The following is a 22,609-nucleotide window of genomic DNA, read 5'->3' as shown; positions in this document are numbered from 1 at the left end:
GATCCGCTCAGAAAGGAAGACATGCAAGCGGACATCACGCCCGCACCCGAAGGCGTCTTCGTCAAGGCCGCCGATGTCGGCTATCACTACATCGAGATGGGCCAAGGCGCGCCGACGGTGTTCCTGCACGGCGGAGGCCCCGGCTGCACCGCCTGGAGCGACTTCGGCCCGGTGGCCCCGCTGTTCGCGCGGGACCGCCGATGCCTCCTGGTGGACATCCTCCAGTACGGCCGGTCGGAGAAATGCGTGATCGAGGGACCCATGTGGGACTTCCACGCCGCCAAGACCGTCGCGCTCCTGGACGCCCTGGACATCGAGCGCGCCGATTTCATCTGCAACTCCTGGGGCGGGACGATCGCCCTGAACCTCGCGGCGAAATACCCCGACCGGGTCAGGTCGCTCGTCGTCACCGGATCGATGCCGGTGTTCTACGGCCCCCTGGCGCCGCTTCCCGAGGGCGGGCGCCGCGGGCGCAACGCCCGCGACGCCTACTACGGCGGTGACGGCCCGAGCCTGGAGAAGATGCGCGCCCTCATCGCGCGGCTCGAATGGTTCGACCCCGAGGCGCTTCCCGACGAGACCGTCACGATGCGCTATCTGCAGAGCCTCGACCCCGCCGAGATGGAGCTGGCGGCGCGATCCGACAGCCCCCGCGGCGACTGGCAGGACCTCACCTCCGAACTCGGCCGGATTCAGGCACCTGTTCTGTTCTGCTGGGGAATGCAGGACGCGTTTCTCACTCCCGACTATCCGTTGATGCTCGCCAGAATGATCCCGCGTGGGCAGTTGTACGTCATGGACCATGCCTCGCACCACCTGCAGGAGGAGCGTCCGCACGATTACCATGCGGTCGTCAGCGGCTTTCTCGACCAGGAAAGCACGTGAATCACTTGGATGTGGCGGCCGCCTTGGAGCACTCACCAGATCGGTTCCGGTAAAGTCCGAAAACCGGATCGCGGCAGACATCGATGCCGTCGGGCGAGCCGAAGTCCTGCTCACATGAACGTCGCAGACCATATTGGAGTCATCGAAATGAAACCGTTCGCGTCTTCGGCCGACCTGGCGCAGAAGGAACGCAGCCTGGAAGTACTCGCCGACGGTGTCTACGCACTGACGGCGGAAGGCGACCCCAACGTCGGCGCCGTCGAAGGTGAAGACTTCGTGGTCTGCTTCGAAGCCCTGGCCACCCCGGTCGCCGCCCGCGAATGGCTCGCATTGCTGCGCGAGCACACCGACAAGCCCGTCCGATACCTGGTGCTGTCGCACTATCACGCCGTCCGGGTACTGGGCGCGAGCGCGTTCGACGCCGACGTGATCGTGGCACACGAGAAGACGCGCGAACTGGTCGCCGAACGCGGCCGGCAGGACTGGGAATCCGAGTACGGGCGCATGCCGCGCCTGTTCAAGGAGCCCGGCTCGATCCCCGGCCTGACGTGGCCGACCGCGACGTTCAACGACCGGTTCACCATCCAACTCGGCGGCGACCGGGGCGAACTCGTCCTCCAGTACTGCGGGCGCGGGCACACCGAGGGCGACATCGTGGCCTGGCTGCCCCAGCACAAGATCCTGTTCGCCGGCGACCTGGTCGAGGCGCAGGCCGCGCTGTACACCGGCGACGCGTTCCACCGCGACTGGTCATCGGCGACCTTGGACGCCGTCGCCGCGCTGGGCGCAGAGGTGCTGGTGGGCGGACGAGGCGCCGTCGCGGTGGGCACCGAGGCGGTCACCGCGGCGATCTCCCAAACCCGCCACTTCCTGGACGTGATGATCAGCGAGGTCGGCACCGTCCAGCAGCGTGGCGGCACCCTCAAGGAGGCGTTCCAGGCCGTCCACGCCGAACTGGAGCCCCGCTACGGCCGGTGGCCGATCTTCGAACACTGCCTGCCCTTCGACGTGTCCCGGCTCTGGGACGAACTGGCCGGGATCGAGCGGCCGATCATCTGGACGGCGGACCGCGACCGGGCGGTCTGGGATGAGCTGCAGGGGTGACGATGAACGGCAACGAGACCGAGCCGGTGGTCATCGCCGGCGCCGGACCCGTCGGCCTGGTGACCGCGCTGCTGCTGGCACGCTTCGGGGTGCCCACGGTCGTCCTCGAGGCCGCTGCCCGGCGCGACCCGACCGGATCCAAGGCCATCTGCTTCCAACGCGACGTCCTGGACGTCCTGGACCGTGTCGGCTGCGCGGAGAAGATGATCGCGCGCGGCGTGACCTGGACGACCGGACGGACCTACTACCGCGGCGCCGAACTGTTCGCGGTCACCTTCCCCGGCCCCGGGCGCAGCGTCGTCCCGCCATGGATCAACATCTCCCAGGCCGAGGTCGAGCACTACCTGCTTGACCAGGTCGACGCCGAACCGCTGATAGACGTCCGCTACGGGCACCCGATCACCGGTCTGCACCAGGACGGCTCGGGCGTCGAGGTGGACGCCGCCACCCCGACCGCCAGAGTCGCCGTGCGCGGCAGTCACCTTGTCGCGGCGGACGGGTCACGCAGCACCATCCGGCAACTGCTGGGCATCGGCTTCCCCGGCCGCTCCTTCAACGACAAATTCCTCATCTGTGACATTCGTGCGGACCTGCCGTTCCCGAGCGAACGCCGGTTCTTCTTCGATCCCGACTGGAATCCCGGTCGGCAGGTGCTCGTCCATCAGTGCCCGGACGGCACCTGGCGGATCGATTGGCAGGTGCCCGCCGACTACGACCTGGAGGCCGAGCGGGAATCCGGCGCGCTCGACACCCGCATCCGGAAGATCGCCGGCGACATTCCCTACGAGATCGTGTGGGCGACGGCGTACCGCTTCCACGAACGCTGCGCCGAGACCTTCGAATCCGGACGCGTGTTCCTGGCCGGCGACGCCGCACACCTGTACGCGCCATTCGGTGCCCGCGGCTTGAACTCAGGCGTCCAGGATGCAGAGAACCTGGCATGGAAACTCGCGTTCGTGCGGCGCGGCTGGGCTCCGGAAGACCTTCTTGCCAGCTACCACGCCGAACGGTGGGCCGCGGCGGGGGAGAACCTCCGCGTGACCACCCGGACCATGGAGTTCCTCGTCCCGCACACCCGCGAGCAACGTCAGCGGCGAGTCGAGGCCCTCGAACAGGCCTTGACGCACCCGGACGCCCGCTCGCTCATCGACTCCGGCAAGCTCGCCGAACCGTACTGGTACCTCGACTCCCCGCTGACCACCCTCACGGAGCCGGCCGACGCCTTCCCCCGCGAGCCCGGAATCGTCCGGCCCCCGCTCCCCGGCGTCCTGTGCCCGGACGGGCCGTGCGTGATCGACGGCGAGCCCGTCCGATTGCGCCGCCTTTTCGGCACCGGCTTCGTCGTCCTCACAGGCAACACCGGCCGGTGCAAGGAAATCACCGAATCCGCCGCAGACGTCCCGCTGACCGTGTACGCCCTGCCGGAAATCGACACCGACGCGATCCTCCACACGGCCCTGCGAGCCGGCCCGGACACCGTGCACCTCATCCGGCCGGATGGCCACCTGGCAGCGGTCCTGCCCTCCTACGATCCCGGCACCCTTACCCGAGCCTTGCGCCGAGCCTGCGGCAACCCCTGACACATGAAGCGGCCGGACCCACGGGGCCCGGCCGCCACGTCGGGTCAGTGCCGGTCGACGGTCAACTTGAAGACGTTCGGGTAGACGACCTGCTGGACCGTGAGGCAGCCCCGGGCGCCCGCGAGGACGAGCTTCTGCGCCTCGTAGCGCTCCAGGGCGCTCTCGTTGATCTCACCGACCCCGATGTACGTGCCCTGCGGCGTGGTGAGGGTGTCGACGCAGAACCCGTAGTAGTCGGCTCCGACCTTCCTCGTCGTGGTGCATTCGGTGTGCACGGAGCCGATGGACGCCCCGCCCTGGGTGTAAGCGAGCGATCCGGTCGAGATGAGCTTGCTTCCCGCACCGCGCGGGTCACAGGCCGGGTTGTCCGGGCCGGGGATGCACGCGGGGATGAACTGCGTGTCCCCGTCCGCGACCGTCTCGTAGTAGACGCCGGTGGTCCCGGCCGCGGCCGGAGCCGCCGTGAGGCCGAGGCCCGCGAGCGCGAGAGCGAACGTGATGAGCGCCTTGCGCATCCTGCCCTCCTGGGGGGAGAGTCGTTGATCGCTGCGCAGCGGCCTCATCGTCGAACGGCCCGGCCTCCGCGAAAAGCTACGCGGTTCGCCTACCGGGACGCCCAGGTCAACTTGCCGGGCGCCCGTCTCCCCGCCCCCGTGCGGCGACCACCCGCACACCGAAGGCGCGACATCGGCGCTGCCGACAGTCTCCGTCGTCGCGGCGGGGACCGTGCTGTGCCCCATCCCGAGCGAGATCATGTGGCCGGGTGCAGCGGCCTGGGCCATGATGAGAGCGCGCGGCGGGCACCAGTGAGCACTCACTCCAGCGAAAGGAACGACTCAGATGACGCAGGGCGCGTACGCATCGGTGAACGGCATCGAGCTCTACTATGAAGTGCACGGAGCGGACCACCCCGGACCTCCGCTGGTCATGCTGCATGGCGGCGTGCAAACGTTCCACCTCAGCTTCGATGCGCTGCTGCCGGAGCTGACCGGCGACCGTCACGTGATCGGTGTCGAGCTGCAGGGGCACGGTCATACCGCCGACGGCGACCGGCCGTTCAGCATCGGGCAGTGCGCGGCCGACGTGGTGGCGTTGCTGGACCACCTGAACCTCGACCGGGCCGACTTCTTCGGCTACAGCCTGGGCGGGCTGGTCTCGACCGAGGTCGCCACCAGCAACCCGGAACGTGTCGGCCGGGTGGTGTTGGCCGCGTCGCACTTCCACCCGGACGCGTACTACCCGGAGATCACGGCGCCGGAGCAGGACTCGCCCCGGCTGCCGACCGAAGAAGAAGGCGCGGCCATGTATCGGGCCTACACCGAGGCGGCGCCCGACCCGGACCATTTCTTCGCGTTCCTGGAGAAAATCCAGCCGGCCGTGCACGGCTTCGAACCATGGACGGACGAGCAACTGGCTCGACTGACCATGCCGATCCTGATGATCATCGGCGACACCGACTTCGTCCGGCCTGAGCACGCGGTCGAGATGCACAACCGGTTGCCGGACTCGCAGCTGGCCATCCTGCCCGCAACCAGGCATATGGAGGTCGCCGCGCGGGCCGACCTGGTGCTGCCGATGGTCAAGACCTTCCTACGACGTTGACGAACCCTCAAGCCGGGCAAAGACAGGCTGGTCGCCGACGATCTCCGGAAAGAATCACGCCGCACGCAGGGAGCAGAGAACTGCGACTCCTGCCTGGCCCTTCCCAGCGAGAGCGGGCGACGAAAATCGAACCCGCGTAGCCAGTTTGGAAGCGGCGCCGATGGGTCTTTGAGTGATCATGAAAAGTCCATTAAACTGCAGGTCAGAGGGTGTTTCGTGTGCCATCCTGTACTCGTCGGTATCGCTCGGATTTCCATGATCCAGTGACAAATGAGTGACAGATGATCTTGCTCGGGGGGCCATGGGTTTCACACGCAAGCGCAAGGGGCCGAACGGCACCCGATACCAGGCGCTTTACGACGACGCCCGGAACGTCCGCCAGACGGCCGGCACTTTCGCCACCCGCAAGGAGGCCGACCGAGCCTGGCAACGAGCCGAGTCACGCATCGCCGAAGGCAAGGCGGGCGACCCCCGCCGCGCTCGCCAGACCTTCCGCACCTACGTAGAGGAGCGCTGGTTCCCGAACCACCGCATCGAGGCATCAACCCGCCAGGACTACGCTTACGCCCTCGCCGCCCACGTCATGCCGTACTTCGGCGACATGAAGCTGCAGGACATCACCTCAGAGACCGTCCGCGAGTGGATCACGCACCTCAAGAAGCAGGGCGCCACGGCCTACAGCATCAAGTACTGCAAGACCGCGATCCTCAACGCCATCTTCACGACCGCGGTCAACGACGGCGTCCTCGTCTACCACCCCAGCCGCGGCGTGAAGACCGACCCCGTCCCCGAAAAGCCGCGCCAGATCATCACCGCAGAGCAGTTCGCCCGCATTTATGAGGCCCTCCCAGACGCGACCGCCAAGCTCCTGGTCGAGACCGACATCGAAAGCGGCCTCCGCTGGGGCGAGCTGACCGAACTCCGCGTCAAGGACCTGGACTTCGCCACCGGCATCCTCACCGTCAGCCGCTCCGTGGTCGAACTCGTCCCCAGGTTCCACCCCGAAGGGCGCCGCTTCCTCGTCAAGGACTACCCCAAGGGCAAGCGCTGGCGCCGCTTCAAGCTCAGCCCCCAGATCGTCGCCAGGCTCAAGGCCCACGCGGAAGCCAACAACCTCGTCTCCGACGACCTCTTCTTCAGCCGCCGCCGCGACGAGCCACCCAAGCTCGAACTCCTAGACCCCGACACTCTCACCTTCGAAGGCCCGAACGGCCGCACCTACACTCACGGAACGACCACGGCCTACAGCCTCGGCAAGTGCAAATGTCACCACTGCCGAGCGGCCTACGCCGCCTACCGGGCCGAGCGCCGCGCCCAGGGCAAGGACAACCCCCGCAACCCCCGCGTCATCGACGACGACCCCCACATCTCCGCCAACTGGTTCCGCACGCACTGCTGGCACCCGGCCCGAACCGCCGCCAACCTCGGATGGTCACCCCGCATCCACGATCTCCGCCACGCCCACGCCTCCTGGCTCCTAGCCGGCGGTGCCGACCTCCAGGTCGTCAAAGAACGCCTCGGCCACCGCAAGATCTCCACAACCGAGCGCTACCTCCACACCCTCCCCACCGCCGACGAAACCGCCCTCGAAGCCCTCGCCAAGATCCGCACGACCCAGGGGAGCCAGGAAGCGCCCTCAGACCTCGAAGCACAACTCGCCGAAGCCCAAGCGAAGATCAGCCAACTCCAGGCCGTCCTCGCCGATCAGCTGGTCGCCCAGCACGCCGAGACAAGACCGAACCTGCGCTCCGTGTAGCGCTGCCCCTGAGCGGGATCCGGACACAGAGGAGCCGATCACCGACAGTGCCTACTTCCTCGGATGACCAAGAAGGATCGGGTGGTGAAAGCCTGCGGGCCCATCTGGAGTCCCGCCGCAGGGAGATGCGTCAGGCCATGCTCAACAAGCTCTGCAAACTCGACGGGTCGACAACCTCCAGCGTCTCCCTCCTGACCGACATCCCAACCGAGGACGTCGAACGACTCGGCGGCATCAGCGAGGACACCTGATCAACGCAACCGACGCGGCTGACGCGATGACGGCAAGCGCCATCAGTCGGAAGCAGGCCCCCGCCTGGTCCGCCGCTTGATCAGGGTGATCCGTAGCCTGGCGCGCGGATCCCTGCACCATGGTCACGAGCATGCGGCCGTAGGGATCCAGGCGCCCGCATGCGAGATCTCATTCCCTCACCGAGGGCAGCTCACTCCTACCATTGGTATGATTGAGTTGTGGATGCCAAGCATACTCCCGTCAAGCAGCCCCTTCGTGTCGCGAAGCGCGGCAAGGCCGCGAAGGTTCGTAAGCCCGCGGGCGGTCCCGGTGCGACCGAGAAGTTGTCGGCCACTATCCGTCGGGGCCGCAAGGCTGAGATCCGCGAACAGGCTCGCAAGCTGGGCCTGTCCGATTCTGCCTACGTTGATGAGGCGATCGCGGCCAAGCTCCAACTCGACGCCCTCGCCGAGTTCGTTGACGAGCTGGAAGAGCGGCACGGACCGTTCAGTGAGGACGAGATCCAGGCCGCCCTCGCCGCTTGGCCGTCTGCGCAAGATCAGTGAGCACCGTGCGAGGCCGTCGGGCCGCGAGGCTCGGCGGGGTTTTGGTACTCGACAATGACGCCATCAACAAGGCCGCCACGGACCGCAACGTTGCGATCTTCTTCGCTGCTGCGCTGCGCAAGCAGGCGCGCTTGGTCACGTCCAGTGCCGTGCTGACGGAGATCCTGCGCGGCTCCGACCGGGACACGAAACTGAACCATGTGCTGTCCAGCACCAGGACTGTCGTTGAGCCTGTCACCGAGGACCTTGCGCGCGCCGCCGGGAAACTGATCGGTGACGCGGGGTTCGACTCGACGGAGGTTGTTGATGCCTTGGTCGCCGCGACGGCTCACATGTACGCCGATCGTGCGGAGGCGGCAGGGCAACAGCCTGATGTCCTGATCTTGACCGCCGATGCTACCCATCTGCCAGGGTTGGTCGGTGACCGAAAGGGAGTAAGGGTGCAGAACGTGAAGGACATTCCCTCTTCCTGAAGCTCGCTTGTCACGGCCCCACTGGACGTCCCTCTGCGGCCTACCAGGTGCCTGGGAACATGCGGTGCTTGAGCAGGTCTTCGACCTGTTCAGCGGCGGCTTTGACGTCCCCGCAGGGAGCCAGGTAACCGCGGCGCCCGCGCTCCGCGTCGTGGTATCCCCATGCCCTCCCCGAAACCGCCAGCACGACCACCCCGAGCCCGACGTGGTTGTAGGGGCCGCCGGCGTAGACCCACAACAGGGGCAGTGGAAACCCCTGCGCGCGGTAGAGCCGAACGAGGCGCCACCCCCGAGGCTCCAGAGCCACGGCCAACACGCTCAGGAACCTCTCCGCCGTAGCACCGCCCCGGTGCGTCCGCCACCGCAGGACGCACTGCTCAACCTGGGCGCTCACAGCGAGCACCTCGCCCATACGATCTTTCCGCCTTCCGTGATCGGTCGGGTCCCCCAGTCGTGCACGAGCTGCGACATCAGCAGAAGGCCCCGCCCCGAGGTCGCGTCCGGGTCCTCCAGGCCGACCACCGGCAGCCCCTCTCCCCGGTCCCACACCTCGATCACCGCCAAGTCCGCGCGGACGTCGCGGAAGACGCGCAGGATGATCTGACCCTCGCCATGCCGCCACGCGTTGGTCACTAGCTCGCACACCACCAGGCGCGCTACGAAGTCGTCCGTGGAGCCCCACTCCCGGAACTGCGCCGCGACGAAGTCTCTCGCCAACGCCGGCGCACGGTCACCGGGGTCGAGGAAGATTGTCGGGATTTCAGAGGTAAATGCAGACATCTCTACGACCTTTGGACTGTTGTTTTGGATTGGAGGTCAAGAGTGCCTTCGTAGAACTAAGCTCGCTACGTTCCGGAAGCAACCGCAACGAAAGAGATCATGTATGTCCCTGCGCGATGCACTCAACCCGGATCGCTCGCTGTGGCACTTCATCGCTGTGCACCTGCGCCGATGCCGGGAGGCGCACAGCCTCACCGGCCAGGCTCTTGCGGACATTCTGGACTGTGATCGTTCCACCGTTTCCAGATATGAGTCCGGACTGCTCAAGCTCACTCGTAAGCATGCGGAGATCATTGACCGAACGTGGCAGACACAGGGCATGTTTACGTCCCTGGTCACACTGGCAGGAGCAGGCGACGAAGGAGACTGGTTCACCGGGCTCACGGAGTACGAGGGACGCGCGAGTCGCATTCGCATGTGGGAGACGCTGTACGTTCCCGGCCTGTTTCAGACGCCGGAATATGCACTCGCCACGTTCACCGGTAACGCGGTAGCGGACCCGAAGGCCGCCCTGAACCGGCGCCTCAGCCGCCAGGCCACCGTGTTCGACAAGCCCAACCCCCCGCATCTAACGGCGATTCTGAACTGGACGGTCCTAGCACAGCCCATCGGCGCGCCGGAACTCATGCGCGAACAACTCGCCCGCCTCGTCGAGTTAAGCGAGCATCCGTCCGTGAGCATCCGGATCGTCGAACGACAGGACAGGGCACACCCAGGGCTGGATGGACCATTCAAGATCGTCAGCGCAGACGGTCGGGATCTGGCTTACACCGAAGCAGTGACGAGGGGGCGTTTCCTGACAGACCCTCATGATGTGGAAGAGGTGGCCATAAGGTATGACCGTATTAGCGACATAGCCGCCCCGGTCGGCCCGTCCAGGGCGCTGCTGGCGGCCGAACTGGAGAACTATCGATGACGAATTGGCGCAAGTCGAGCCACAGCGGCGGCAGCGCGACCTCCGATTGTGTCGAACTGGCGCGCTTCCCCCAGGCAGTCGGCGTGCGTGACAGCAAGGACCCGAGCGGCCCCCCCATCACACTCCCGGCCGAGCGCTTCCGCCGACTGGCCGCCGACATCAAGCGCGGAGCGCACGACCTCCCCTGACACCCCCATCATGCGCATCACGACGAGAGCCCCTGAGCCGAGCGGTACGGCAGGGGCTCTCCAAGTGCGCGATTGAGAACGATCTCGCGATTGGCATGCGAGAGGGCTTGGCAGGCGGCGGGTTGTCCGCCGTGGGCTAAGTGAAGGGTCATGAGGCCGATGGCGGCCCAGCGGACCATGGCTGCGCTGGTGGCGGTGTGGCGTCCTTAGTCGCGGACCAGCCGCACCCGCCGACGATATCCATCTGCTACAACGCCATCGGCTCGTCCCGTTCCCCGCGGCTTGCGGCGCCGCTGACCCAGCTTGACCAGCCCATGCCGCAACAGCGCCCGGTGCCCCCATCCGCAACGGCACCACACCCAACCGGCCGATCTCATACACGATCCGCACCGGCCCCCACTGCGGATGCTCCCGCCGCAGCTCACACACCACGGCCTCCACCTCGGCCGACATCTGCCCCGGCGACGACACCGGCCGCCTGGACCGATTGGCCAGCCCGGCCAGCCCCTCCGCCCGATAGCGCTTCACCCAGGCATGCACGCTCTGACGCGACACCCCGACCTGCGCCGCGACCTCGGTCACCGGCACACCGGACTCGACCTGAAGCACCGCGCGATACCGCTGCTCCACCACCGACAACTCGACCAGGGCCAATCCCGGCCTCCTGACGCGCGACACCCGCAAACGAACACGCGACAGCCAAGCCGAACAGGCACCCGTCAAGCATGTGATGGGACAGAGGTGTCAAGCATGTCCCGGGACAGCACAGCGGGACGTCCGCCCGCCGGATGAGGACCTCGGGGGTATCTCTCCTAGCGTGGAAATGATCTTGGTGGGTAGATGATCGACAGGAAGATCATCCATCGAATTCGGGGGGATTCGAAGCCATGAGCGTGATCGAGGGAAATGGGAGTGTCGCCCAGGCCGGGGCGGCTGCGGTCGGGAGGGTGCCGATGCCGTCCGGGGCCGGGGATGTGCCGATCCGGGAGCTGCTGAGCGACGAGGTGCTGGACGTGCTGGCCGAGCAGTCCCGCGACGAGGCGGGGCAGTTGCGGCTGACCGGTGAGGGTTCGATGCTCGGTGAGCTGGTCAAGGCGGTGCTGGAGCGGGCGCTGGAGGGCGAGCTGACCGCGCACCTGGGCTATGACAAGCACGATCAGTCCGGGAACAACTCGGGCAACTCCCGCAACGGGCGGGGCAAGGGCAAGACGGTGCAGACCGGCGTCGGCCCGGTCCGCCTGTCGGTGCCGCGGGACCGGGCGGGGACGTTCGAGCCGGTGCTGGTGCCCAAGCGGGCCGGGCGCATCGCAGGCGGCCTGGACGACATGATCATCAGCCTGTACGCGCACGGCATGAGCGTGCGCGACATCCTGCACCACCTCAAGCAGGTGTACGGCACTGAACTGTCGCACGAGCAGGTCTCCCGCATCACCGACCAGGTGATGGACGAGGTCAAAGCCTGGCAGACCCGCCCGCTGGACCCGACCTACGCCGTGGTGTTCCTGGACGCCATCGTGGTCAAGGTCAGAGACAACAACGTCGTGCAGAACAAGCCCGCCTACATCGCGGTCGGGATCGACACCGACGGGCACAAGCACGTGCTGGGCATCTGGCTGGCGCGCACCCCGGCCGAGACCGCCACCGCCGGCGAGAGCTCGCGGTTCTGGACCTCGGTGACCACCGACCTGCGCAACCGCGGTGTCCGCGACATCCTCATCGCCTGCTGCGACGGCCTCAAGGGATTCGAGGACGCCATCGGCGCCGCGTTCCCCGCCACCGTGGTGCAGACCTGCGTGGTTCACCTGATCAGAAACGCGCTGCGGCCGGTCGCGCGCCGCGACGCCGGCGCGGTGGCCAAACAGCTGAAGAAGGTCTACACCGCCGTGGACGCCGACACCGCGCTGGAGGCGTTGGCCGAGTTCGCCGGCACCGACCTGGGCCGCAGGTATCCGCAGGCGGTGCGGGTGTTCGAGGACGCCTGGGCGGGTAGCTCCGGCGCATTGCTGCGCCGGAGCCCCCTCAGAACCGTGCGTGCCGCTTGTCACGGCACACGGCTCAAGCAAACCCAGAGGTGTCGCGGGCGGGCGGAGGTGCTGGGCGACGTTGCCGGGCGTGGTGCCTGGCGCAGTCGGCGTGGACGAGAAATAGTGCGGTTCGATCGTCTGGTCCGGCCGGTTCCGCTTGCAGCGTGAGCGTTTTCGCGCGTACTGCGTTGCGGGTTGCGGTGATCCACCGTTCCCACTCGTCGGGGTGTTGTGGTTGTCGGCCGCCGGGCAGCAGCAGGTTCCCGCAGAGCGGGCAGCGGCCTTGCTGACGTGAGAGCAGTCGCCTGCGGTCCTTGTTCAGCGGTGGGTGGTGCTGTTTGCTGCGCCGCCGGGACCAGTAGTAGGTCAGGTCGGGATCATCGGGTGAGGCGAACCCGTCGACCATCTGGTGCCGGACGATCTTCGTCCAGGCGAATTTGGTGAGATAGGTTCCGCTGTCGCGGTCCCCGAACACCCATCGGTCCTGCCTGGCCGGATTGAACTTCCCGAAGTACCGGGCGGTGACCCAGCTTTTCGGCTTGTTCCGGTGAGTGCGAACGCCCCATTTGAAGGCGAGCCACCACACATAGGCGTCCAAGGCCACAAAGATCTTCTTGGACACCACCGTCCGGTAATAGGCGGCCCAGCCGCGGATGATCGGGTTGAGCTTCGCGATAACCGCTCGGGCGTTCGATCCCCTCAGCCCTCTCATCTCGATGCGCAGCCGTTCCCGGATCCGCCGCACCGCCGCCGTGCTCGGTTTGATCAGCAGCTTGCCGTTGGGATAGCGGCGGACGTTGAACCCCAGAAAATCAAAGCCCTCGGCGAGGTGAACGACACGCGTCTTGTCCTCGTTGAAGGCCAGTCCCCGGGGCGTCAGCCACTGGGCCAGCCGAGCCTTGACCTGTTCGGCCTCCGCCTGCGAGTGGCAGAGCGCCACCAGATCGTCGGCGTATCTGATCAGCACCGGCGAGCCCGTTGCGGTGTGACCCTGACCGGCGTGAGAGCCGGTCAGATAACGGACTCCGGCGGCCTCTTCCATCCCATGCAAGGTCACGTTCAGCAGCAACGGAGAGATCACCCCGCCTTGCGGGACCCCCTCCTCGGTCGGAGCGAACCGTCCGCGATCGACCACCCCGGCCTTCAGCCACTGCCGGACCAGACCCCTGGCGGGGAAGGTGCCCAGCATGCCGAGAACATGGTGATGATCGATGCGGTCGAACGCCGCCGCCAAGTCCGCGTCCAGGATCCACACCCGTTTGGCGCGAGCGCCTTTGCAGACGGAGTAGATCGCCTCGATCGCGTCATGGCAGCCACGGCCAGGACGGAACCCATAGGATCTCGCCTCGAACCGTGCCTCCCACTCGGGTTCCAGCGCGGCCGCGACGCAGGCTTGAAGCGCCCGGTCGGCCATCACCGGTATCCCGAGCGGCCGCAGCTTCCCCATGGCCTTGGGGATGAACACCCGCTTGACCGGGCGGGCCCGCCAAGACGACGCACGCTCTTGCACCCAGGCGGCCAGTTCGGCCTTCTGCGGCGCGAGCAGCGCGGTCTTCCCATCGATCCCGGCGGTCTTACGGCCAGCATTGACCTCCGTCACCCGGCGCACGCTCACCAGCGTGTTGGACCGGGACCGGAGCATCAGCTTCTGCAGGTTGCGGACCTTCTTCAGGTCCCCAGCCCGCGACGCCGTGAAGATCCGCTGCCGCAACCGCCGTACTTCCTCCTCGGCCGAGTCCCAAGCGATCTGGGACCAGTCCAGAAGTTCGTCCTCAGGTCCGTTCACCATCTCTCGGCCGCCGTCGGCGAGCCGAGCTCTGGCGTCCAACTTGTCCGTCGGTTCCGACGTTGTCGGCATCCAGCCTCTCCACAGGTTCACCAGACCCGCGTCAGCTCCCTTTCGGGCCCAGGAAACACCTGGTATCCGGCCGGTTATCCAAGACGGCGGCGGAGGAGCCGCCGTTCGTCCCGGTTTCCCGCCGCCTTTCGGCCGCCGGCATTTGCTTCTCGGGTCATCCTTCGCCCGCTGAAGGATCGGCCTTCCTCACGGTCGGCCCACCAGAGCACATGCGCCTGGACTTCAACGGGGTTGTCGCGTTCCGCTCGTGCAAGCAGATCGGATAGGGCGCCCTCTCCACCCCGGGACGGCGGTGCTCGACCTGGCAGCGTCGGTCCCCACGGCCAGCGCCTGCCGCTTCACAGCGGCCAGCCCTCTTAAGATCCCGCTCAAGCGACCCATCCTGCGGGACCACACGATGACGAGGCGTCAACGAGGGTTCACTTGCGTTCGCCCGCCCGATCTTCCCCTCACCTGCGGCCCCTGGATGGAGCAAGGCCCGCTTGGGCTTGAACCCTGGGCTTCGCACCCCGCGGTCGCCCACGACGCACGCCAGAGCGGGGACAGGTCATCGAGCACGGACCTGGGACTACACCATGGCCATCAACCACCCTCCTCAGGCAGTCCACTTACATCGAGCGACTTCGCGTCGCACGGCCGAGTTCGTCCCGTTCCTGCAGTTCGACCCCGAGATCCGCACGGTGGTGTGCTCCACCAACGCGATCGAATCGGTCAACGCCCGCATCCGCCGGGCGGTCAAGGCCCGCGGGCACTTCCCCAACGAACAGGCCGCACTCAAGTGCGTCTACCTGGCCATCATGAGCCTGGACCCCACCGGCACCGGCCGCAAACGCTGGATGCGACGGTGGAAGCCCGCACTCAACGCCTTCGACATCGCCTTCGAAGGCCGCCTGGCCGCAGCCCGAAACTAGACCCTGCAAGATCCAGTTACACCTTTAACTGGACAGACCCGGTCAGCAGGGTTGTCGCTCCGCTGGATGAGTATTTTCTCTACGCCTTCAAGGGCGCCCGCTACGCGGCCGCCGCCGGTCGGTCCGGGCCGGGCATGCGGCCTCTCCGGGCCGACCCGCCCCGGACCGCCCGGCGGTCCTGGCTGCCGCTCCAAAGATACTTGCCCGTAGCGCGGTGGCCAATACCGGCCGAGTCGAGTTACGTATTTGTACCTAGCGAGCCATTCACTGCGTCTTAGCCGATTGCTAGGGTGAAGATCTTCGAAACCGGGTGCGGCTGGCGGTACAGGGTGAGGAGCGAAGAAATTAGAATGCACTCATGGTAGGCGAAGCCATGCACCAGAAAGGTGCAGACGGGGCACGAAGGGCAAAGCAATGGATGGATGCCACCACGAGAGTTACGTCATCTTGGACAAACGATGATGCGGTTCACGCAGCTAGGCTTGAATTCAACTGGCCACACGGGGAGCAGTGGCCATACTCCTTCGACATCGGCGGAATCCTGAGCGGCGGAGAATTTGAAGGCCACTTCTTTGTCGCAGAATGTAAGAACTACGACGGTGATTCCGATCAGGGCGCGCATTTTGACGACTTTGTTGCAAAATGCTACCTGACTCGGCAAGACCACTACAGGCTTGCCGATCATTTTATGTGGATAACTTGGCATCCCTTCCGAGTTAAGACCTGGTCAAAGCTCTGTACTGTCGATAGTGTCATAGATGGCTTGGTTCATGCGAGAAATCGAAATAGAGCTCTTGGCCTAGAGGACGAAACAGAGGCCAAGGCAGCAGTGGACCGAGAACTCGCTAAAGATGTAGCGGAGAGAATGTGGCTGATTGTTCTCTCTGAAAAACAAGAGAAGCTTGTAATCACACCTGAACACCGCAGTCTGATCCTCGCGCACAGGATTAGGAAGGGCGAGTTGTGATGGATGATCTCTCTCGGGTGCTCAACAACTTGGTTGACGACGACCCCTCGCGCAATGTGGCATCCATCAAAAATGCGGTGATAGCAGATTTCGTTTCTTCCGATAAGGAAGTTACTGTCAAATCGACTGACTACTTTAACCACTCCTATGCTCCCGACCTCATCCTGCAATGGAAGAAAGATTCCTCCGAGCGTCATGTGTTCTTGCGGACCACTAACGATTTGGACTACCTCCGTGAGGACGTAACCACTGTATCGGATAGCAAACCGATTCTCATGCCCTTGGTTCCCCTTCCGTCCGATGCAGACTCAGGAGAACTAGAGCAGGAGTCGGCGTACAGTCAGACTTTGGTCGCACCGCCGTCGACGATTAATGCGTTCAGCCAGGCCGGCAGGAAAAATGCGGTTATCGGTCTTCTGTCCCGCGCGGTCTATAAGGGAGGGCGCGGTGTAGTTGACCAAGGGCGTGCTCGGGTAGCAAGTGAAACTGTAGCTCAGGGGTTTGTTGCCGCACAGCGTGCAGAGGTGGAATCAACAAGAGCGGCTATTACACTAGCTGAAGACCTTTTGAACCCCTCCAATTCTGGGCAGATAAACCGTCTCCTGCACGCAGTTTGGATGGGATCCGGAGCAGCCGCCACGGCCTTCCCAGGTGCGACAGAGACGGTAAGTAGCCTCGATGCGGAAGGGCTCCAGCTTCTCCTTGATATCTCGATCTCTGATGATCCAGAATTCTGGATGCGGATCGGTGCGGGACTTTCATTGGAGCGTCTATGTGAGACGGATGTTTCATCCGAAGTTGAAAGTCTTCAGTATCTGGTGAATTACAATCTAGACCGCTTTCGGGCTAAGAGTTGTTGGGTAGAGAACGCCGACAACTTCAACCTAGAAATTTCCGAGCGCCGGTGGTCTGTTGCCTCTAATGTGCTGGTTTTACAGACTCGGTCATATCGATCCTACTTCTCTACTCGCCCCCTCTCCGCACTCTCGCTGCCATTCAGACAGAGGGGCCCTTTTCCCAGCATCGGGGAGCTCCTCGATCGAGCGCAGCAAGCAGAGATCAACATTAGCGAAGTGCGTATCGAAGCCGAAGATGGCCGCCAGTTGGATTACCGGACATCATCGGAAGGAAGCCTTGCAGAAGACAGTCTTCTTCGCGACCTGAGCTCCGTTATCGGTAGGTCTTCTCACGTTCAAAGTGCGATTATTTCACTCAGGGATGGAAGTCGATACATCAAGTGTGATTTTGAGACGGGGACCGCGACTGGTCGCACAGTTGCCAAGCTTTATCTTTCTGAATTCCTAACAAGCGCCCTCCCGCTTCTGGTGGATGCGTCCAGGAGGGAGCGGGTAGCTATCGCCGAACTGCCTGACTTCGGAATAGAAATAGCTGACATCGAATCAGAAGGCGGGGAAGGGCAAGGCGCTTGATCAGGGTCGTGGCGGTGGATTGGCGAGGTACCCTCAGGACTTTCGCCAAGAATCAGGCACCGTAGGGCCTCCAGATCAATCTCGAGAGGCCTCTTCGAGTCGGCAGAGAACCCGAGTGGCCATCGCACACTGGCTGTCGAAAAGCCCGGCTGAACGAGCCCGAAGCGGGGGCCTCGTGGCCCCCAGCCCCCCGCGGGCCGGAGGGCACGCCCGCGCGAAGCTGTCTGTCACACCGTCTCGCCGTTCGCGCGGGCGCACCCTCCGGGACGGGTGTGGGTGCTAACGGCAGTGCTAACAACGGGGTCGGATGAGCTTGGACGGGTGTGGACGTGGGGGAGGGTGCGGCGCTGGTCAGGGGACATGTGGGGACCGTCCTGGATGGTCCTGATCTGGTCGGAAATCCCCATCGTGACGTGGGCAGGTGGCAGTGCCTGGCGGGTGGTTGAGCCGGGTAGGGGCGTTACGGGTTGTGTGCGGTTGGTCAGGCGGTGGTGGGGACGAGGGTGACTTTCATGCCGGGGTTGAGGCGTTCGAGGTCGCGGATTTTGGTGCGGGTTTGGCGTTGGGGGTTGAGGCGGGTGTAGTAGTCGGCGCCGAGATCGTGGAACCGCAGGCTGGGGTCGGCGATGAGCAGGTAGGCGATTTCGAGGATGTTGCGGGCGATGGCGACCATGGCCTTGTTCCTTCCGCGGCGGCGTCGGATCCGCCGGTACCGTTCGCCCAGGAAGGTGTCCTTGGTTTTGGCGCAGGTCATTGCGGCCGTTCCGAGTGCGCCGCGTAGCCACCGGTTGCCGTTGCCGGTCCGGCCGGGTTTGGTGGTGGCGCCGGACTGGTCGGCCAGCGGTACCAGGCGGGCCCAGGCGGCGGCGTGTCCGGCGGTGGGGAACTGGGCGGCGACTGCGGTGCCCAGTTCGGCGATGATGACGTGCGCGCAGGGCAGCCCGACGCCGGTGATCTCGTCGAGTCGCTCGGCCAGCGACAGGATCGGCAGGGCCAGGTCGGGGCAGGTCGGGGTGTGCGCGGTTCCGGTGACTCCGCAGCTGGTGCAGACGCCGTGGGCGCCGGGCAACTCGGTGATCAGTGCGGTGATCTGGGTGTCGAGCTGGTCGACCTTGGCGTGCAGGGTGTCGATCAGTTCCAGCAGCACTTTGATCTCGGTGGCGTGCACGTCGCGGAATCGGCCGGTGAGCGCGGCGGCCAGTTCGGCTCGGCTCGCCCGCACCCGTGGGTGGGCCAGCTCCGCCAGTACCTTCGGCGATCGTTGCCCGGCGACCAGCGCGTTGAGGATCTGGCGGCCGCTGAGCCCGAGGACGTCCGACAGCACTGAGGAGATCTTCAGCAGTGCGTCCTCCAGCACCTTTTCAATCCGATTGCGGTGCCGGGAGGACTCGGCGACCAGCACGGCCCGCAACCGGGTCAGCTGCCGCAGATCCCGGATAGCGGCCGGCGGCACGAATGAGGGACGCAGCATGCCCCGCTCGTTCAGCTTGCACAGCCACACCGAATCAAGCTTGTCGGTCTTGGGGCGTCCGGGGACGTTCTTGACGTCGCGGGCATTGACCAGCCACACCTGCAGGCCGGCGGCCTCCAGCAGATAGAACCAGATCCGCCAGTAGTCGGAGGTGCTCTCCACCACCACCCGCTCGATCCCCTGGCACCGCAGATGGTCGGCCAGCGCGACGACATCGGCATACCGGGCCGGCACCGTCCACACCTTCTGCACCTTGCGGCCGGACCGGCTCTCATGCGGCACCCGGGTGCACACCACCCCGGAATCCTTGGCCACATCGACCGCCGCGACCCGAGCCAGCAACTCGGTCGGCTCCTCCACCTGCTCGGCCTCGCTCACCGCAGCAGACCTCACCTCGGCCACCGGCCCGCACACCCCTTCAGAAACGTTCAGCGACAGGGCGGGGCCAGGCCGGGGAACCGGCAGGGACCGACGAATCTGGTCGGCGTGCTCGCAGCAACAGGACGCAACCCTCGTACCGCTCCCGGCTCCAGACTTGCTAACGCGCTCCGAACGCAAGATCAGACGGGCTCACAACCCGACCCCGACCGGAGATCATTTCACGCCGTCGCGGCGTCCCTCAGGTTCCGGGTGACTTGCTTGTAATTAGATGCTCAGAACCAAGCCGGACGATCGCCACGGGCGTGGGCACCGTTCGAGGCCCGGCGATCTGCCGACGCGCTGCTTCAAGCTCGCCAGTTGCGCGAACGAGTACCTTCGATAGGCCCCCCACATGGTTCGTTGCTGTCAAGGCAGAGGGGAAGGTTGTGGGATCGCCTGAAACGACCATCGGTGCCGCAGGAATTTCCTTACTATCAGGCGTGTGGGTCAAAACGAGGAGACGCCGGACTACCGGCCGATCAAGGACGCTCATAAGACGCTAGGCCTGTGGTCGATGCGCCGGGCACTGGCCGTTGCCTTTAGTGCAGCCATAGTCTTGCTGGTCGCTGCATGGTTCCTGGTGTTGTGGCTGCTGGGTTCGCCTTCGCAGGCCAAGACCAAGCCGCTGGAGACCAAAGACCTTCTCGAACTGCTCAAGCTAGTGTTCGCTCTGGTCGCCGGGATCGGCGCATTGGTCGCATTGGTAACCGCCTACCGTCGCCAGCGGGTGGACGAAGCTGCCGGCGAGCGCGCCGAGCGTGTCCAAGCTCACGCCGAAGAGATTGCCCGCGACAACGCTCATGATGCGACCGAACGTCGGGTGACCGAGCTCTACGGCCAAGCTATAGATCAACTCGGCCACGACAGGGCAGCCGTACGACTTGGAGGACTGTACTCCCTAGTACGCCTTGGCCAAGACCATCCGCAGCACCGACAGACCGTTATCGATGTCATCTGCGCCTATCTGCGGATGCCGTTCCAACCACCCTCTGCCCCCAGTGAGGACACTGGCGACGCAGCGCAAGAACTCCAAGTCCGCGTCACCGCCCAGCGCCTGTTGCAGCACCACCTTAGCGCCAGGCTGCCCGAGCAAACAGGAGCGGGCACTTACTGGGGCGACATCGATATTGACCTCACTGGAGCTCGCCTGATTAATTTCGATTTCACGAATTGCCGTCCTCGCAAAACCATCTTCGCTGGCACCTATTTCAGTGGATATGCCGCATTTGATGGTGTCACATTTGGCGGGTATGCCGAATTCGGTGAGGCTAAATTTGAAGGAAGCGCCCAGTTCTCCGGCGCCACGTTCCGCGGGGACGCCATGTTCGGCAAGACCGCGTTTGATGACCATGCGAAGTTCGATGGCGTCACGTTTGGTGGAGTCGCCTGGTTCGATGGTGCCTTGTTTAACGGGATCGCTGGATTCGGCGCGACGACGTTTAGTGGATACGCCACATTTAGGGAAGCCACCTTCTATGAAGTCTGGTTTGACGCCACGTTTAGCAAGGAAGTCAGATTCGATAAAGCTACCTTTGGCGACACGGTGTGGTTTGGTGAAGCCACGTTCGGCGATGAGGCTTGGTTCGAGCAGGTAAAATTCAGTTGGGGTGTCACGTTCACTGAGAGCCGGTTTGTGGGGAACGCTTGGTTCAGTAAGACTAAGTTCGACGGCGAGTCCGGGTTTGAAGGAGTGCGGTTCAGTGGGTACGTGGGGTTCAGTGAGGCCGCATTTAATGGAGATGTCAGCTTTTGGGAGGCCAAATTCAGTGGGGACACCTGGTTTCGTGAGACCAGGTTCAGCGGGAAAGTGAACTTCGGCGAGGCAGAGTTCAGTAACCCTCCGACCTTTGATAAGGCGGTAGCGAGTCGTTCTAGCGATATTCACGTGTGGCCTGCACCCTGGAGAACAGAAGAATTGCCCTCTAATGCAGATATGTGTCGTTTGGTATCCCAATAAAGTCATGGAGGATCCAGGCATGGTTAGGGCCGTTGATGGGATAGATAACACGTAATAGCAACTTAGATATCGCGAGACTGACAACAGGCTCGTGACCACAGCACTTCACATCAGACATAAGCGGCAGCAATGCATGGACGCTCTAAGGGCTTCGGCGTGTTCGGCGACCACAACGGGTGGCCCCACCGGGTGGATGGTCGTCGGCCAGTCCCGGCACGAGCACAGCACGGAAGTACCGCAACAGGGCCGCACGGTGGCTTACATGGACCACCGGTCACACACCGTCTGACCTGGGAGAAGGTGAGTCGAGAGGAGGTGGCCGGTTTCTTGTAAACAGATGGTCGAGCTAGCTCGAAGCAGGGGGTTACGAACGCCCCGTGGACCCCGTGCGCCGGGGCAAGCGGGTGTCCGAGTGCCACGGTCACCCGAGATCACCGGCGGCCGTCATCTGGAGCACTCCATCATCCGGTCTCGAACCGGCGGCACCGGCGCCGTCGTGGTGGACGAGCGGCGTCGTGTGCTCCTGGATTGGAGACACCGCTTCATCACCGATGCATGGGCCTGGGAGATACCCATCGGCGCCATCCGCGACGGGAGGAACCTGCCGCTGTAGCTGCCCGCGAGGTGGAGGAAGAGACCGGATGGCGGCAGGGGCCGATGCGCCCTCTCACCGTCGTCCACCTGACCCCAGAGATTTCCGACTCGCAGCACCACATCTTCTGGGCGGATGGCGCCACCCACGTCTGACCGCCTACCGAAGAATGGGAGGTAGAGCAGGTCGAATGGGTCCCCCTGGCTGACATCCGCGGCTTGGTCGAAGCCGGGAAGATCGTCAGCGTAACGAGTATGGCTGCCCTCCTACTCGCAGCCTGCGAAGGTTGAAAGCCCTATCCTCGCCAGATCGACTGGGCTGATTCTGGCACTGAAGACGTTCTCGGCGATTCCTGCCTTTGCTGCACAGACCGGATAGTGAGGAATTCGTCAGCAAGGCGAACGATGTAATAGCGCCCGGCAGCGAGTATCATAATCGACTGTCAATTGATATGAACTGACCTTCGTGAATCGACGCCTTATCAGCTCGGTACGGGGTGCAAGATAGCTGGTAGAGCGCTACCTGTTGTGGATAACTTCCGCTCGGAAGATCACACTGGCCAGGTGGGGACCGGGCGCGGTCCTTGAAAGCCGGGAGCGGAGGTGTATGGCGACAGTTGGGCGAGGTGGCGACGGGGCGGGGCCGTTGGAGCGTCGAGCGAAGCTCGGCGGAGGGCGGCGGCGAGAGCGGGAACTGAGAATCCGCGTCAGCGACGTGGAGTACGAAGAGATCCATCAAGCGGCTGCGCAAGCTGGGCTTTCCTGTAGCGCTTTCGTCATAAAGACGGTGCGCACGGCAATCCATGAGGCATTTCCAACTTCATGCGGCCTGGTGGTGAAGGGTGAGGATGGCTTGGACGATGGCGGTCAGGCGGGACGGTGAGCAGCGGGCCTTACGC

The 22,609-nt window shown here is 64.6% G+C and carries 18 protein-coding genes and 3 pseudogenes; 15 read left to right on the top strand and 6 right to left on the bottom strand.

Going from position 1 to position 22,609, the window contains the following annotated elements:
* The first annotated feature begins 21 nt into the window (after positions 1 to 21).
* The 3 genes from AB0C35_RS27365 to AB0C35_RS27355 all read left to right on the top strand — a co-directional run bounded on the left by AB0C35_RS27365 (position 22) and on the right by AB0C35_RS27355 (position 3,569).
* Entirely contained in the window at positions 22 to 885 is an 864-nt protein-coding gene (locus tag AB0C35_RS27365) for an alpha/beta hydrolase (protein ID WP_358461453.1), read from the top strand.
* Between the two features lie 141 nt (positions 886 to 1,026).
* Entirely contained in the window at positions 1,027 to 1,989 is a 963-nt protein-coding gene (locus AB0C35_RS27360; protein ID WP_358461757.1) for an MBL fold metallo-hydrolase, read from the top strand.
* Between the two features lie 2 nt (positions 1,990 to 1,991).
* Positions 1,992 to 3,569: an FAD-dependent monooxygenase gene (locus AB0C35_RS27355; RefSeq protein WP_358461450.1), complete on the top strand. Its 1,578-nt coding sequence runs from the start codon at positions 1,992 to 1,994 to the stop codon at positions 3,567 to 3,569.
* 44 nt (positions 3,570 to 3,613) lie between these two features.
* On the opposite strand, the gene AB0C35_RS27350 is transcribed toward AB0C35_RS27355, so the two are convergent.
* The gene (locus AB0C35_RS27350; protein ID WP_358461447.1) at positions 3,614 to 4,084 is read right to left on the bottom strand and encodes a hypothetical protein; all 471 of its coding nucleotides are present in this window, start codon (positions 4,082 to 4,084) and stop codon (positions 3,614 to 3,616) included.
* Between the two features lie 325 nt (positions 4,085 to 4,409).
* Between AB0C35_RS27350 and AB0C35_RS27345 the strand changes: the two genes are divergently transcribed.
* The 4 genes from AB0C35_RS27345 to AB0C35_RS27330 all read left to right on the top strand — a co-directional run bounded on the left by AB0C35_RS27345 (position 4,410) and on the right by AB0C35_RS27330 (position 8,197).
* Positions 4,410 to 5,171, top strand: coding sequence for an alpha/beta fold hydrolase (locus AB0C35_RS27345; protein WP_358461444.1), 762 nt, complete (start codon positions 4,410 to 4,412; stop codon positions 5,169 to 5,171).
* A gap of 301 nt (positions 5,172 to 5,472) precedes the next feature.
* Positions 5,473 to 6,927, top strand: coding sequence for a tyrosine-type recombinase/integrase (locus AB0C35_RS27340; protein WP_358461441.1), 1,455 nt, complete (start codon positions 5,473 to 5,475; stop codon positions 6,925 to 6,927).
* Between the two features lie 470 nt (positions 6,928 to 7,397).
* The gene (locus AB0C35_RS27335) at positions 7,398 to 7,724 is read left to right on the top strand and encodes a hypothetical protein (RefSeq protein ID WP_358461438.1); all 327 of its coding nucleotides are present in this window, start codon (positions 7,398 to 7,400) and stop codon (positions 7,722 to 7,724) included.
* Positions 7,721 to 8,197 (top strand): PIN domain-containing protein, encoded by a 477-nt coding sequence (locus AB0C35_RS27330; protein ID WP_358461435.1) that lies wholly within the window; start codon positions 7,721 to 7,723, stop codon positions 8,195 to 8,197. Before AB0C35_RS27335 ends, AB0C35_RS27330 begins: the two co-directional genes overlap by 4 nt.
* 40 nt (positions 8,198 to 8,237) lie before the next feature.
* Here the strand turns inward: AB0C35_RS27330 and AB0C35_RS27325 are convergent, their stop codons facing one another.
* Complete coding sequence (locus tag AB0C35_RS27325) at positions 8,238 to 8,591, bottom strand: hypothetical protein (RefSeq protein WP_358461432.1); 354 nt, start codon at positions 8,589 to 8,591, stop codon at positions 8,238 to 8,240.
* Positions 8,588 to 8,914 (bottom strand): ATP-binding protein, encoded by a 327-nt coding sequence (locus tag AB0C35_RS27320; protein ID WP_358461430.1) that lies wholly within the window; start codon positions 8,912 to 8,914, stop codon positions 8,588 to 8,590. The genes AB0C35_RS27325 and AB0C35_RS27320 overlap by 4 nt, the downstream gene beginning before the upstream one ends.
* Positions 8,915 to 9,080: 166 nt before the next feature.
* Here AB0C35_RS27320 and AB0C35_RS27315 point away from each other — a divergent pair, with 166 nt between their 5' ends.
* Together AB0C35_RS27315 and AB0C35_RS27310 are read left to right on the top strand one after the other, a co-directional pair.
* Complete coding sequence (locus tag AB0C35_RS27315) at positions 9,081 to 9,893, top strand: helix-turn-helix transcriptional regulator (RefSeq protein ID WP_358461427.1); 813 nt, start codon at positions 9,081 to 9,083, stop codon at positions 9,891 to 9,893.
* Positions 9,890 to 10,081 (top strand): DUF397 domain-containing protein, encoded by a 192-nt coding sequence (locus AB0C35_RS27310; RefSeq protein WP_358461425.1) that lies wholly within the window; start codon positions 9,890 to 9,892, stop codon positions 10,079 to 10,081. Before AB0C35_RS27315 ends, AB0C35_RS27310 begins: the two co-directional genes overlap by 4 nt.
* A 372-nt stretch (positions 10,082 to 10,453) precedes the next feature.
* Here the strand turns inward: AB0C35_RS27310 and AB0C35_RS27305 are convergent.
* Positions 10,454 to 10,720, bottom strand: a pseudogene (locus tag AB0C35_RS27305) (leucine zipper domain-containing protein); the annotation flags it as partial.
* A gap of 248 nt (positions 10,721 to 10,968) precedes the next feature.
* Here AB0C35_RS27305 and AB0C35_RS27300 point away from each other — a divergent pair.
* Positions 10,969 to 12,054, top strand: a pseudogene (locus AB0C35_RS27300) (IS256 family transposase); the annotation flags it as partial.
* An 82-nt stretch (positions 12,055 to 12,136) separates the two neighbouring features.
* Here AB0C35_RS27300 and ltrA read toward each other — a convergent pair.
* Positions 12,137 to 13,963: a group II intron reverse transcriptase/maturase gene (ltrA, locus tag AB0C35_RS27295; protein WP_358461422.1), complete on the bottom strand. Its 1,827-nt coding sequence runs from the start codon at positions 13,961 to 13,963 to the stop codon at positions 12,137 to 12,139.
* 635 nt (positions 13,964 to 14,598) lie between these two features.
* Here ltrA and AB0C35_RS27290 point away from each other — a divergent pair.
* The 3 genes and pseudogenes from AB0C35_RS27290 to AB0C35_RS27280 form a co-directional block, all read left to right on the top strand.
* Positions 14,599 to 14,874 (top strand): annotated as a pseudogene (locus AB0C35_RS27290) (transposase); the annotation flags it as partial.
* 358 nt (positions 14,875 to 15,232) lie between these two features.
* Positions 15,233 to 15,841 carry a hypothetical protein gene (locus tag AB0C35_RS27285; RefSeq protein ID WP_358461419.1) on the top strand — a complete coding sequence of 203 codons (609 nt, stop codon included), beginning with the start codon at positions 15,233 to 15,235 and terminating at the stop codon, positions 15,839 to 15,841.
* On the top strand, positions 15,838 to 17,271 hold the full coding sequence (locus tag AB0C35_RS27280; protein WP_358461416.1) for a hypothetical protein: 1,434 nt from the start codon (positions 15,838 to 15,840) through the stop codon (positions 17,269 to 17,271). The genes AB0C35_RS27285 and AB0C35_RS27280 overlap by 4 nt, the downstream gene beginning before the upstream one ends.
* A 481-nt stretch (positions 17,272 to 17,752) precedes the next feature.
* On the opposite strand, the gene AB0C35_RS27275 is transcribed toward AB0C35_RS27280, so the two are convergent.
* Positions 17,753 to 19,120 carry an IS110 family transposase gene (locus AB0C35_RS27275; protein WP_358461413.1) on the bottom strand — a complete coding sequence of 456 codons (1,368 nt, stop codon included), beginning with the start codon at positions 19,118 to 19,120 and terminating at the stop codon, positions 17,753 to 17,755.
* Between the two features lie 484 nt (positions 19,121 to 19,604).
* Here AB0C35_RS27275 and AB0C35_RS27270 point away from each other — a divergent pair, with 484 nt between their 5' ends.
* Both AB0C35_RS27270 and AB0C35_RS27265 read left to right on the top strand, forming a co-directional pair.
* The gene (locus tag AB0C35_RS27270; protein ID WP_358461410.1) at positions 19,605 to 21,119 is read left to right on the top strand and encodes a pentapeptide repeat-containing protein; all 1,515 of its coding nucleotides are present in this window, start codon (positions 19,605 to 19,607) and stop codon (positions 21,117 to 21,119) included.
* A 412-nt stretch (positions 21,120 to 21,531) separates the two neighbouring features.
* Positions 21,532 to 21,732 carry a hypothetical protein gene (locus AB0C35_RS27265; RefSeq protein WP_358461407.1) on the top strand — a complete coding sequence of 67 codons (201 nt, stop codon included), beginning with the start codon at positions 21,532 to 21,534 and terminating at the stop codon, positions 21,730 to 21,732.
* Positions 21,733 to 22,609 lie beyond the last annotated feature (877 nt).

The organism is Spirillospora sp. NPDC048819 (assembly GCF_040650055.1).
Classification (GTDB): domain Bacteria; phylum Actinomycetota; class Actinomycetes; order Streptosporangiales; family Streptosporangiaceae; genus Spirillospora.
This window is presented reverse-complemented; position numbering and strand designations above follow the sequence as displayed.

Excerpts from the sequence above, each read along its gene's own strand:
- ltrA (WP_358461422.1), bottom strand. The coding sequence starts at position 13,963 with ATGCCGACAACGTCGGAACCGACGGACAAGTTGGACGCCAGAGCTCGG.
- AB0C35_RS27315 (WP_358461427.1), top strand. The coding sequence starts at position 9,081 with ATGTCCCTGCGCGATGCACTCAACCCGGATCGCTCGCTGTGGCACTTC.
- AB0C35_RS27285 (WP_358461419.1), top strand. The coding sequence starts at position 15,233 with ATGGTAGGCGAAGCCATGCACCAGAAAGGTGCAGACGGGGCACGAAGG.
- AB0C35_RS27350 (WP_358461447.1), bottom strand. The coding sequence starts at position 4,084 with ATGCGCAAGGCGCTCATCACGTTCGCTCTCGCGCTCGCGGGCCTCGGC.
- AB0C35_RS27345 (WP_358461444.1), top strand. The coding sequence starts at position 4,410 with ATGACGCAGGGCGCGTACGCATCGGTGAACGGCATCGAGCTCTACTAT.
- AB0C35_RS27355 (WP_358461450.1), top strand. The coding sequence starts at position 1,992 with ATGAACGGCAACGAGACCGAGCCGGTGGTCATCGCCGGCGCCGGACCC.
- AB0C35_RS27310 (WP_358461425.1), top strand. The coding sequence starts at position 9,890 with ATGACGAATTGGCGCAAGTCGAGCCACAGCGGCGGCAGCGCGACCTCC.
- AB0C35_RS27340 (WP_358461441.1), top strand. The coding sequence starts at position 5,473 with ATGGGTTTCACACGCAAGCGCAAGGGGCCGAACGGCACCCGATACCAG.
- AB0C35_RS27365 (WP_358461453.1), top strand. The coding sequence starts at position 22 with ATGCAAGCGGACATCACGCCCGCACCCGAAGGCGTCTTCGTCAAGGCC.